At 37.9% G+C, this 13,018-nt stretch carries 10 protein-coding genes and 1 other annotated feature; of the genes, 3 read left to right on the forward strand and 7 right to left on the reverse strand.

What is annotated here, in order from left to right; genetic code table 11:
- Window positions 1–22: 22 nt before the first annotated feature.
- The 4 genes from pepF to spxA all read right to left on the reverse strand — a co-directional run bounded on the left by pepF (window position 23) and on the right by spxA (window position 4,752).
- Window positions 23–1,837 carry an oligoendopeptidase F gene (gene pepF, locus ACQKII_RS01760; RefSeq protein WP_427455748.1) on the reverse strand — a complete coding sequence of 605 codons (1,815 nt, stop codon included), beginning with the start codon at window positions 1,835–1,837 and terminating at the stop codon, window positions 23–25.
- Between the two features lie 112 nt (window positions 1,838–1,949).
- A complete protein-coding gene (locus ACQKII_RS01765; protein WP_427455750.1) occupies window positions 1,950–3,068 on the reverse strand; it encodes a competence protein CoiA in 1,119 nt (372 codons plus the stop codon).
- A 184-nt stretch (window positions 3,069–3,252) separates the two neighbouring features.
- Window positions 3,253–3,921: an adaptor protein MecA gene (gene mecA / locus ACQKII_RS01770; protein ID WP_143997375.1), complete on the reverse strand. Its 669-nt coding sequence runs from the start codon at window positions 3,919–3,921 to the stop codon at window positions 3,253–3,255.
- 435 nt (window positions 3,922–4,356) lie between these two features.
- On the reverse strand, window positions 4,357–4,752 hold the full coding sequence (gene spxA / locus ACQKII_RS01775; protein WP_024362527.1) for a transcriptional regulator SpxA: 396 nt from the start codon (window positions 4,750–4,752) through the stop codon (window positions 4,357–4,359).
- Window positions 4,753–5,224: 472 nt separating this feature from the next.
- Window positions 5,225–5,451 (forward strand) — a binding site (T-box leader).
- A gap of 169 nt (window positions 5,452–5,620) precedes the next feature.
- Between spxA and trpS the strand changes: the two genes are divergently transcribed.
- Both trpS and ACQKII_RS01785 read left to right on the forward strand, forming a co-directional pair.
- A complete protein-coding gene (gene trpS / locus ACQKII_RS01780) occupies window positions 5,621–6,610 on the forward strand; it encodes a tryptophan--tRNA ligase (protein WP_427455752.1) in 990 nt (329 codons plus the stop codon).
- A gap of 11 nt (window positions 6,611–6,621) precedes the next feature.
- On the forward strand, window positions 6,622–6,948 hold the full coding sequence (locus tag ACQKII_RS01785; RefSeq protein WP_427455754.1) for a hypothetical protein: 327 nt from the start codon (window positions 6,622–6,624) through the stop codon (window positions 6,946–6,948).
- A 714-nt stretch (window positions 6,949–7,662) separates the two neighbouring features.
- Here ACQKII_RS01785 and fabF read toward each other — a convergent pair.
- Window positions 7,663–8,904 (reverse strand): beta-ketoacyl-ACP synthase II, encoded by a 1,242-nt coding sequence (gene fabF / locus ACQKII_RS01790; protein WP_427455756.1) that lies wholly within the window; start codon window positions 8,902–8,904, stop codon window positions 7,663–7,665.
- Between the two features lie 30 nt (window positions 8,905–8,934).
- Entirely contained in the window at window positions 8,935–9,873 is a 939-nt protein-coding gene (locus ACQKII_RS01795; RefSeq protein WP_427455758.1) for a beta-ketoacyl-ACP synthase III, read from the reverse strand.
- Window positions 9,874–10,624: 751 nt separating this feature from the next.
- Here ACQKII_RS01795 and ACQKII_RS01800 point away from each other — a divergent pair.
- Window positions 10,625–10,819 carry a YjzD family protein gene (locus ACQKII_RS01800; protein WP_054768176.1) on the forward strand — a complete coding sequence of 65 codons (195 nt, stop codon included), beginning with the start codon at window positions 10,625–10,627 and terminating at the stop codon, window positions 10,817–10,819.
- A gap of 49 nt (window positions 10,820–10,868) precedes the next feature.
- On the opposite strand, the gene ACQKII_RS01805 is transcribed toward ACQKII_RS01800, so the two are convergent.
- Window positions 10,869–12,995 carry an ATP-dependent Clp protease ATP-binding subunit gene (locus tag ACQKII_RS01805; protein ID WP_427455760.1) on the reverse strand — a complete coding sequence of 709 codons (2,127 nt, stop codon included), beginning with the start codon at window positions 12,993–12,995 and terminating at the stop codon, window positions 10,869–10,871.
- Window positions 12,996–13,018 lie beyond the last annotated feature (23 nt).

Genomic DNA, 13,018 nt, shown 5'->3' on the forward strand with positions numbered 1-13,018 from the left:
TCACTACAGCCACACAAATTAATTATTTTAACAATAATTTTTCCAGTTCATTTAAACGCTCTTCAAATACTTTACAAGCATCATCAATTGGTTTCGCCACATTCATATCAACACCTGCTGCTTTTAATACTTCAATTGGGAAATCTGAGCAACCTGCTTTTAGGAAGTTATTAATATAACGTTCCACAGCCGGTGCACCCTCTTCTAGAATTTGTTTACTTAATGCAGTTGCCGCTGATTTTCCTGTTGCATATTGATAGACATAGTAATTGTAGTAGAAATGTGGAATTCGTGCCCATTCTAAACCAATTTCCTTGTCTACCACCATATCTTCGCCGAAGTATTGCTTATTTAAATCATAATAAACTTCAGTTAAACGTTCTGATGTTAAGGACTCTCCATTTTGATCCATTTGATGAATCAAATGTTCAAACTCTGCAAACATTGTTTGTCGGAAGACTGTACTGCGGAAGCCATCAAGCCAATGGTTTAATAAATAAATCTTTTGTTGAGGGTCTTCGATTGTTTTAAGTAGATAATCGTTTAATAACTCTTCGTTACATGTGGACGCCACTTCTGCCACAAAAATTGAATAGTCTCCATAGACAAACGGCTGATTATTGCGCGTGTAATAACTGTGAACACTATGACCAAACTCATGTGCTAATGTAAATAGATTATCCACATTATCCTGCCAGTTCATTAAAATATAAGGATTCGTTCCATATGCACCTGATGAGTATGCACCACTACGCTTTCCTTTATTTTCTTTCACATCTACCCATCGATGATCCAGACCACTTTGTACAATATCCTGATACTCCTCACCAAGTGGGGCTAAAGACTTCACTAAAATGGCCTTGGCTTCATCGTAAGGCATTTTCATGTCTACTTCTTTTACAAGCGGGATGAATAGATCCCACATATGCAATTCTTCCACACCTAACAGTTTCTTACGTAATGCAATGTAACGCTGCATAACTGGTAAATGCTTGTGAATTGTCTCCACTAATTGATCGTACACATTTTCTGGAATAAAATTATTCGACATTGCTGCATGACGAGCCGAATCATAATTACGAATTCGTGCACTCACATTATGTTTTTTCACATTGCCTGTTAATGTAGCAGCAAATGTATTTTTAAAATGACCATATGTTTCGTACATTGCTTTAAATGCCGCTTCCCGCACAGTTCGATCTTTACTTTCTAAAAACTTAATATAGTTACCATGTGTGAGCTGAACCTCTTCCCCATCTTCATTTTTCACTTTTGGGAAGACCATATCAGCATTGTTCAACATACTAAATGTATTCGATGCTGTACCGGTTACCTCAGACATTTGTGCAAGTAACGCTTCCTGTTCAGCAGGTAATACATGTGGGCGTGCCATGGTAATCTCTTTCAAAGATTGCTTATATAATTGTAAATCTTTATTTTCCGCTAAGTAACTTTCGATTGTCTCTTCACTTAAAGATAAAATTTCTGGCGTTAAAAACGATAGGGCGGCTGAAATATTTGTCGCTAATGTTTGGATACGGCTATTCATATCTTGATAAAAGCTATTCGTTGTATCTTGGTCGTAACGCATATGAGCATACGTGTAGAGCTTCATCGTGCGTTCGTAAATTTGATCGTAATACGTAAGGACTGCTAATAAGGCGTCTGCACCATTTTTTAAAGTACCTGCATAGCTTGGTGCCTTTTTTGCAAATGCTGCGACTTCTTTTAATTCCTCTTCCCACTGCGTATCTGTTGCAAAGATGTCCTCCAAGCGCCAAGTTAACTCTTCTGGTATTTCATTTCTCATTAAAACCTGATTGCTGTTACTAGCCATATGCCAGCCCCCTCTATATGTTAGTTTTTCCTTTACTCTCATATTTTCTCAGTATATTGTGGCAATTGCAAATAAAGTGACCCTATACATGCAGGATAAAGTGAAAATTTTCTTATCCATTTACACTGTACAAATGAACATAAACTTGCTCACAAATATCTGGAAAACTATTTTTGTTTTGATACCACTTTGCAAACACGGTACAATAATTTTCCACGGCCTGTACGGCCTCTTTTGTCGCCTCCAAATCAAGTTGATGAAGAAAAAGCTGCATATCTCCCTTGCATAACTTATGAAGCTGCAATTGGTATTGGCTACAAAAATGATGTAAAATCGTTTGCCATTCAATCGAAAAAATTGGAATTGATTCAGCATGTTTAACAGGTAATCCCACGTATAGAGGCATTGTCTCGAGCGAAAAACGCAACTCATAACAACTTCGTAAAAAAGAATCTTGCACCCCTTTTTTACTACGTAGTAATCTTTGAAACACATACTGTGCGCAAAACCTTTTATAGAGTTGCCAATAACAATGAAACTCTTCTCTTGTAATTGGCATAGGAACATAAAACGGAAATTGCTGTTTATTAATAGGCAGGTATTGTACTTTTGCTATAAAAGTATATCCATGAACATAAAGAAGATTCGTCCAATAATTAAATTTTGCTGAATGCGCATCATATGTCAATAAATAGGGCAAACCCTTGGATGAATATTTAATAGCATTTTGCATAATAGGAGGAACAGTAATTTTTAGTATGTCCTGTGAGGCAAGGTTTTTCTGGGGTGTTTGAAAAAGCCACAATGCTTGGATATGGATATTTTCATAGCCTGCTGTTCGCAGCTGCCACTTTTCATGAGAGAGAGTGCTACATTGGAACTCAATTGCTATTTGTTGATGCTCTTTTATCACAAGTATATCCGGTCGTTGAGATAGCCTTTTTATAAATGGCTCCAACTCTACTGTATGACCGAGCTTCTTCAGCCATTCGAACAATTGAATCTTGCCCTGTAAATGGAGCATAGATTCACCTTCTGCAAATAATTGTTCACAAACTTGATTCGCAATATGGGCAAAATGTGGGATATTGACGGTACCAATTTTCAACTGGACAGGTTGCTGACATTGCGGGCAATAAAATTTCGAATGCCGGCGATAGTGTTGTAGTGCTTCTCTTGTATGTTGATATGTGATAAACGGCTTCAAATGCTCTGTATAGGCAAAAAGCATAAAATTGTCTCCTTTTTGTCCAATTGTAAAATGTAACTTCTCTATCTACAATGAAATATCGGTTTTTTTTCCAAATTCGATATTTGCATTGATAATCCTTTCACATCTCATCATCACTCAATCTTAAACCCTGAAAACTAGCCATACAAAAAAGCCTCTGAATAATCTCAGAGGCTTGAATCATCTAGATAAAATACTTGCGAATAGTTTCAAAGCAATCATATTCCATAATCATATCGCCGTATTCTTCGAGGCGATGAATCGTGAAATTCGACGGGCTTAGAAATTCTTTAATAACCGCATTTTTGTCATGGCGATTTAAATCGTCATCTGCATTTGTGAAGTCTACAACTAGATAGTACCAATTTTCATATTTGAATAATGAGGAATCCACTAATTCATCTGTCATGCGTTTTGCAACAGGGATTAACTCATCAATATCTTTAAATTTATAAACATAAATATCTGTATCCATAAATAATTCTGACTCATCAATGTCACCGAATTGAGTTAGTTGACTGAGAAGATCCTCTCCAACTTCATCAAATGAGGCAAACATTTCCTTGTGTTCATCAAAATGCGAATGACCATCTAATGTTTCACCGTCTTTTAATATATGTGCACGTGTGACAATGATTTCCAAGCCAACTTCAGACGCATTGATATGAATCCAAATCGGACCTTCTACATCAAAATAATCCTCTGTGTTTACTTCATCAATCATATCCCAAAAAAGTTGTTCACCCTTTGCTCGGTTGTACCAAATTTCTTCACGACTGTAGCCGCGATCCTCTATATCATTGTACGTAATAAAGAGCTTGAGTGTATTTTCATTTACACGTTCGATGTCCACTAGACTTCATCTCCCTTCACTGTCATTTGTCGAAAAACAGTATTATTTCATTAGTATGCTTTGATTCATTGTTTTTAACCTTCATACTCCTTTGTTTTTCAACCTTTGACCACACCACAATTAAAGCATCGAGCAACTGAGATCGTTGGATTTACAGTTCACAGTTGTCTCTAATTCTATTGTATGCTGTTCTTTCATAAAATGAAAAGGATATACACCGTTTCCACAAAAGATATTTGAATTATTGAAATTGTAGTAAACAATTGGGCTAAAATCAAGTCTAACATACTTTTACGGAAATATATGACTTTCTCCTATTAAATATTATATCTTGTACAGAAGGTTTTTACATAAGTAAAGCATAAAAAAATAGATGTCACAACATGCTCTTTGCATTTGTAACACCTAATACATTATATGCAGTATAGGGAGATATTAGTTCACCATACGCTGTGCTTCTTGTAATTGATAAGCTCGAACTTTACGCGGTAAGAATCGACGAATTTCATCTTCGTTATATCCTACCTGTAAACGTTTTTCATCTAATATTATTGGACGACGTAATAATCCAGGATATTCTTGAATTAACTCATATAAACGTTGTAATGGTAAGCTTTCAACATCCACATTTAGTTTTTGGAAAATTTTCGAACGAGTTGAAATAATTTCATCCGTTCCATCCTCCGTCATGCGTAAAATTTCTTTTATTTCACTAATGCTTAATGGTTCAGAAAAAATATTTCGCTCTGTATATGGGATTTCGTGCTCCTCCAACCATGCTTTCGCTTTTCGGCAAGACGTACAACTCGGTGATGTAAATAAAGTTACTATCATACTGACACATCCTTTCTGTTTGTAATCGTTATCTATAAACCAAATTGTTAAATTAGAATTAATGTAATGTAAATATACATCTCCATTATACAGCACTCTGCTCTATTTGAATATAGTTCCAATGAAAAAAAGAATGCCTTTATCGCGAAATATTCTGTCTATTCATATAGCTTTAAAGAAGCTAATTCTTAAAAGGTGTCCAATGAACTAATAGTAATATTCCCACTTATCAACGTTTTTAAACATCGATTTATTCAAACTATTTATTCTCATTTAAAAAATATAAACGAGAATAATGTCAATTTCACGTGTACAATTGAGACGTATCGTTAATAATAAAGGTTGCTTTTTTAACAAAAAAACACAGCATAGTTAGCATATAGTTTTTTTCATAAAAAAAACACCGCTAAAAGTCTGATTTTATAAGCTTGCAATTAGCTAACTCTTTATAATATAATTTTTGCAATAATTAAAAACGCTGACGAAGAGTAGTACAAATGCATGTGCACGTTTAGAGAGTCTGTGGTTGCTGCAAACAGATCGTGTGCGCATTTGGAATGGACTTCCGAGTTAGTTTTGCGAACGTTCAAGTAAATCACGATTGACTACTAGCAAAGCTCGTCCCTTCACGTTACGAAGTAGAGTGGCCTTTTAGGCAAGCTGGGTGGTACCGCGGATACATCATTCGTCCCTTCATTAGAAAAAACTAATGAGGACGCATGATGTTTTTTTTATGTTATTTAGTATTCATTCGGACGCTCTACTTGATAGTATAGTGGCTTTTCGTCCGTCATTGAAGGTTTGATTAGAAATTTAGATTATGCCGAGGCAAAATTTATTTGCTAACTCGAAGGAGGAAATTATTATGACAACTATTTTTTCAGGCGTACAGCCAACAGGTATTGTAACATTAGGGAACTACCTTGGAGCATTCAAGCAATTCCCTGCTTTACAAAATGAAGGAGATGCAATTTATTGTATCGTTGACCAACATGCCATTACAGTCGCACAAGATCCAAAAGAGTTGCGTCAAAACATTCGTAATTTGGCTGCAACGTATATAGCAACGGGGGTTGACCCACAGAAATCTACCTTATTCATCCAATCAGAAGTTTCTGCTCATGCACAAGCGGGTTGGATTTTACAATGTGTGGCCTCTATTGGCGAGTTAGAGCGTATGACTCAATTCAAAGATAAATCACATGGCAAGGAAACTGTTTCAGCAGCTCTTTTAACATACCCACCATTAATGGCCGCAGATATTCTTTTATACAATACAAACATCGTCCCAGTTGGTGATGATCAAAAGCAACATATTGAACTCACACGAGATCTTGCAGAGCGCTTTAACAAGCGTTACGCTGAGGTATTGACAATTCCTGAAATACAATTACCAAAAGCAGGTGCACGTATTAAATCTTTACAAGAACCTACGAAAAAAATGAGTAAATCTGATCCAAATACAAAAGCAACAATCAAGCTTTTAGATACTGCAAAAGATATTGAGAAAAAAATTAAATCTGCCGTGACTGACTCTGATGGTATTGTGGCATTTGACGTAGAAAATAAACCTGGTGTTTCAAATTTACTGACGATCGAATCAGCAATTTCAGGTGTATCTATTGATGATTTAGTGAAAAAATACGAAGGCATTGGCTATGGCGGCTTCAAACAAGGCGTGGCAACAGCAGTTATCGACCACCTTACACCAATACAAGAGAAATTCTACAATCTCGTAGAATCATCTGAATTGGACATCATTCTAGATGAAGGTGCAGAGAAAGCAAATACCATTGCCAGTGCTACCTTAAAACGTATGGAAGAAGCGATGGGCTTAGGCCGCACACGTCGCTAGGAGGTTTGTCTATGTCTATGTCTATGCTCTGCGAACAGTGTAAAAAGCCAATACAAACACTTATTTTAGAAGGTGACTTTGGTGCTGATCCCCTATGGTGTGGTCAGTGTCTTGCCAATTTAGACTTAGAAAACCTTCCATTAAATGAAGCTTTGCTAACTGAGTTGACGTCATGGATGTGTAACTTTGGTGAATGGATCAATCTTGAAACGGATTCATTCATCGAAGGTATGGAACATTTAGCAAAAATACATGATGACCAAGGCACAATCTTGGCCGAAACGGTAGCAACTGAACTAGGAATTAAAGTGACGTTCTCTCCCTATCTTTTAGATTAGGATGTCCGCTCGAAACCAAAGTCAAGCACAACGCCACATAAAACAATGCAGGCTCCAATTGCCAAATAAAATTCCGTTGTATGGACCATGAACTTAAAAACAACGGACCATGAATAACCGAGTGTACGGTAATTCAAGTACAAAATCAGATTGCCTATTGAAAGTATCATTAAGCCATAGCTCATTAAAAATAAAAAGAGACGGAACAAGTAGACGGCATCCTTTCTATTTCTTCTTATTTATCATCTATTCGCAAAGATAATAAAAAATGCGTCAGCCTGTAGACAAACTTGAAGAATTTCAGGTTTGCTACAGGTTTTTTACAATAAATAAAGAATGAATAATTTCCATTGCGTGTGCGGTATGAAATGCCGCCTCCATTCCAATCAACTGAATACGTAAACAAACACTACAATCTACGAAAACGATAGGTAACAAAACTAGCTGAAGTGTTGAAGATTATAATGATGGATTTTAAATTAATGGCCGTAAACAGTTAGTTAGATAGAGAAGAAAACGCTGCGTGACTCCTGCTTAGAAACGAGCCGGCTAGCCCCCACATGAAGCGTCATCGAAGGAGGAGGCTGGATAGTTCGTCCATGGAAAGAGAGTTGCTTTTTGCAGACTTGAGAATTTTTACTTGCTTTTAATAAAGAAAAAAGCCTGAAGACACACTCGATTTTACCGAGTTTATCTTCAGGCTGACATTTTTGATTATTCTTCACATTTTTTTAATAATAGGCTAGCGTTGTGACCGCCAAATCCAAGAGAGTTACTCATCGCATACTCAATATTTGCTTCTCGTGCTTCATTTGGTACATAATCTAGATCACATTCTGGATCTGGATCTGTTAAATTGATTGTCGGTGGTAAAATACCCTCTTTTAACGCAAGCGCTGTGAAAATCGCTTCGACACCACCAGCTGCGCCTAATAAGTGACCTGTCATTGATTTTGTAGAACTCATCGCCAGTTTGTAAGCATGTTCACCAAAAGCTGATTTTACAGCCTGTGTTTCAAATAGATCATTGTAAGGTGTACTTGTTCCATGTGCATTAATATAGGCCACTTGTGAAGGTTCTACACCCCCATCAGCTAATGCCTGCTTCATCGCACGTGCTGCACCCTCACCTTCTGGTGCTGGAGCTGTAATGTGGTGAGCATCACCTGTTGATCCGTATCCAAGTACTTCTGCATAAATTTTTGCACCACGAGCTTTCGCATGCTCATACTCTTCTAAAATTACAATACCTGCACCTTCACCAATAATAAAGCCATCGCGATTTTTATCAAATGGACGTGAAGCTGATGCAGCGTCTGTATTTAAAGACAAGGCTGTATTTGCACAGAAGCCTGCAACTGCCATTGTTACGATTGGAGACTCTGCGCCACCTGAAATCATCACATCTGCATCGCCTCGTTCAATTACTTTAAATGCATCACCAATTGAATTTGTTCCAGATGCACAAGCAGTTACAGAACAAGAATTAATGCCCTTTGCTCCGAAATGAATAGACACTTGACCTGATGCCATATCTGGAATCATCATAGGAATAAAGAACGGGCTTACACGTCTTGCCCCACGCTCTTGGAACGTTAAAAATTGCTGTTCATACGTTTCCATACCACCGATACCAGAGCCAATCCATACGCCTGCGCGTGGTGCTAATTCTTCATCAATTGTAAGCTGTGCATCTTCCATAGCCATGATAGAAGCTGCTAATGCATAATGTGTAAAGCGGTCCATTTTACGGGCTTCTTTACGTTCAATATACTTTTCAATATCAAAATCTTTTACTTCAGCAGCAATTTTAGCAGCGAATAGATCTTTATTTAAACGTGTTAACTCGCCAACACCAGATTTCCCAGCTTTAATGTTTGCCCATGTTTCTTCGATGCTATTCCCTAGTGGTGTAACTGCGCCAATTCCTGTAATTACTACTCGTCGTTTACTCATTATCTTACTCCCCTCAAGCATTTAATGTTATTATTTTCCCCATCTCATTGCAACGGCGCCCCAAGTTAAGCCACCGCCAAAACCAACGAGTACTAGTAAGTCACCATCTTTTATTTTACCTGCTTCAAGCTCTTCTACCAATGATATTCCAATAGATGCCGCCGATGTATTACCATATTTGTGAATCGTTTTCGACATTTTTTCAATTGGTAAATCGAGACGTTCACGTGCAGACTCCATAATACGAATATTCGCTTGATGTGGCACTAAAAAGTCCACATCTTCTTTTGTTAAACCTGCTTTATCTAAAACATTCAACGCAGATTCGCCCATTTGGCGTACTGCAAATTTGAATACTTCACGACCATTCATGGCAATCGTCTGTTGCTGTGTTAAATAAAGATTTTTACCACCGGTGCCGTCAGCTCCAAGCTCAAAAGATAAGATACCTCTACCTTCTGAAACTGTTCCAATAATTGCAGCACTTGCACCGTCTCCAAATAAGACAGCAGTATTACGATCTTCCCAATCAAGTACTTTCGACAGCTTTTCAACACCTACTACTAAGACATATTTATAAGCATTTGATTCTACAAATTGCTTGGCTGTCACTAAACTATATATAAATCCTGCACAAGCCGCTGCTTGATCCATCGCCGCTGCATTTACTGCACCAATTTGCTCCTGAACCATACATGCTACGCTTGGGAAATTTTGATCTTGTGTTACAGTTGCTACAAGTATTAGTCCTATTTCCTCAGGAGTAATACCTGCTTTCGCAATAGCATCTTTAGCTGCAGCTACTGCTAAATCCGATGTTTCCTGATTCTCTGCAGCAAAATGACGTTCTTCAATTCCTGTACGAGTTCGAATCCATTCATCCGAAGTGTCCATAATTTTCTCTAAGTCAAAATTCGTAACGACCTTTTCTGGAACGTATCTGCCTAACCCTATAATACCTGCGTTCATATAGCAACCTCCTCCGCTTTCTTACTATCAATTATTAGTAACTGGTCATAATTATAACGCATAATGAAGGAAGGGTGCAAGATGAATTAAATTAAACACTTACTGAATACGTTTTGCTTTTGGCACCGTCTTTATAACAGCCTTCTCGTAGTGGACAAACCTTACATTTTTCTATGTCAAAGTAATACGTTTGTGTTTGATTTTTTATCAAAATTGATTCCGGTTATGGTGAAACGATAAAATTAGTTGATTGAAGTGCAGGCGGCGACGCCTTGGGGGACTTGCGAACAGCTTAAGACCCCGTAGGAGCGTTAGCGACGTGGAGGCTCAAGGTTCGCCCCCAGGAAAGCGTCCGCCGAAACGGCAATCAACGGCATCGAAGAAAAAGCCATAGCAGAAACGATTAATCGTTTCCGCCATGGCTAAAATTTATTTTATGGACTTTTTCAGTGCCCTTGCAATACTACATGGTAGCTAGTGTCACATTGTTGTGACAAATTCGCCATGTTTTTTTCTATTCACTGATGTTAAGTCTTCCACTTCAAAACGTAGAATAATCAAGAGTTCCAATGGCCAATCAAGTACTCGTAAGAATCCGATTGTAACAAGCAATCGTCGATGGAGAACGTATACCACCGATTAAAGTTCACTTTATCATAAAAGGTTCTTTTTTTTTCGTCTTATGTTATGATATGATAATGTATATGTAGTAAAACTAACGATTTTAAAAAGTTCGGTTGAGGTGAAATTAATGCAATATATCGTTACATTCGTATGGTCATTCCTACTAGTTTCAATGTTAAACTATGTAGTAAGTTCTGTACTTGGTGTACCATTTGATTTCCAAACAGGTGCTATCATTTCAGTTGTGTTCTCAGTACTAATTTTTGTAATTGGTGCTATCATTCCAAACGAGCCAACTCCAGACGCTGCAGACCATCATTAATCAAAACCAAAAAACCTGTCTCGCCTCAAGCGAAACAGGTTTTTTTCTATTATTTTTCAACGACACAATGACCATCACGCATTTTCACATGCAAGGTATCACCAGGTAATACTTCACCACGTAATAATTCCTTCGCAACCGCTGTCTCAATATAACGTTGCACGAAACGTTTTAATGGTCGCGCACCAAATTGTGCATCTGCGCCTTGTTCCACAACCCAATCAATAACGTCTTTTTCTACTTCTAAAGTTATTTCTTGCTCTGCTACACGTTTTACAAGTTGTTCAACGTATTTCCAAGCGATGGCTGTGAAATGCTCATCTGATAGAGCATGGAACAGAATAATATCATCCATACGATTTAGTAGTTCTGGTTTAAAATGTTGACGTAGTGCTGCCATGACTAAATCTTCAACTGCTGCATCGTCTTTTTTTGCTTCCATTAAATAACTAGAACCAATATTAGATGTCAAAATCACGACCGTATTTGTAAAGTTCACCATACGCCCTTGACTATCCGTAATGCGGCCATCATCTAAAATTTGCAGTAATATATTGGCCACATCGGGATGAGCTTTCTCAATTTCATCAAGTAAAACAACTGAATACGGATTACGGCGGACAGCTTCTGTTAATTGTCCTCCCTCTTCATAGCCAATATAACCTGGAGGTGCACCAACAAGACGAGATACGCTATGTTTCTCCATGTATTCACTCATATCTATACGGATAAAATGATCCTCTGAATCAAATAACTGTGCAGCGAGTGCCTTTGCTAGCTCAGTCTTACCCACACCAGTTGGTCCTAGGAACAAAAAGCTACCAATCGGACGATGTGGGTCTTTAATGCCTGCGCGAGCACGCCATACCGCTTCAGTTACAAGCTGAACAGCTGTCTCCTGCCCAACAACCCGCTCATGTAGCGTATCTTTTAAACGCAGTAATTTTTCACGTTCACCTTCAACTAATTTCGTCACTGGTATACCTGTCCAACGAGATACGATCGATGCAATTTCATCTGCAGTTACTTCCTCGCGTAAAATACGTGCTTCTGTTCCATCTTCTAATTGTTTTTCCATCTCTTGAATTTCTTTTTCAAGTGTAGGGATTTTACCGTGACGTAATTCTGCCGCTTTATTTAAATCATATTTACTTTCAGCCTCCTCTAAATCACGGCGGTATTTATCGAGTGTTTCACGTTTTTTCTGAATGCCATGAAGAGCCTCTTTTTCTGCTTCCCATTGCGTGCGCATACCTTCTGAGGATTCTTTTAGTTTGGCTAACTCATCACGTAATTGTTCTAGTCTTTTTTTACTTGCCTCATCTTTTTCTTTTCGTAGTGCTTGATCTTCAATTTCTAGTTGCATAATACGACGTGTCACTGCATCTAATTCCTGTGGCATGGAATCAATTTCCGTACGAATCATTGCACAAGCCTCGTCTATTAAATCAATGGCTTTGTCAGGCAAGAAGCGCTCTGTAATATAGCGATTCGAAAGCTCCGCTGCCGCTACAATGGCACGATCATGGATTCTTACAGCATGATGTAACTCAAAGCGTTCTTTTAAGCCACGTAAAATGGATACAGTATCTTCAATAGATGGTTCACGCACAAGCACCTGCTGGAAACGACGTTCTAAAGCTGGGTCTTTTTCAATATACATACGGTATTCGTCTAAAGTTGTAGCACCGATACAATGTAATTCTCCTCGAGCGAGCATCGGCTTTAACATATTCCCAGCATCCATTGCACCGTCTGTTTTCCCTGCACCAACAATCGTATGAAGCTCATCGATAAATAGAATGATACGACCTTCTGATTCTTTTACTTCTTTCAATACACCTTTTAATCGTTCTTCAAATTGTCCACGATAACTGGCCCCTGCTATTAACGCACTCATATCAAGCTCATACAATACACATTCTTTTAAACCCTCCGGTACATCACCTTTCACAATGCGTTGAGCCAGTCCTTCTACAATCGCTGTTTTACCAACACCTGGTTCACCAATTAATACTGGGTTATTTTTAGTTTTTCGGGTTAAAATACGAATAACATGACGAATTTCTTCATCACGGCCAATTACTGGATCCATCTTGCCGTTCTTTACTTCTTCGATTAAATTACGTCCAAATTGCTCTAATGGCTTTTTATCATCTGTTTGTTGAAATTGCATCGTAAGCACTCCTTTTAAATTTT

Origin of the sequence: Lysinibacillus sp. NPDC048646 (genome assembly GCF_050272295.1) — a bacterium.
GTDB lineage: Bacteria > Bacillota > Bacilli > Bacillales_A > Planococcaceae > Lysinibacillus.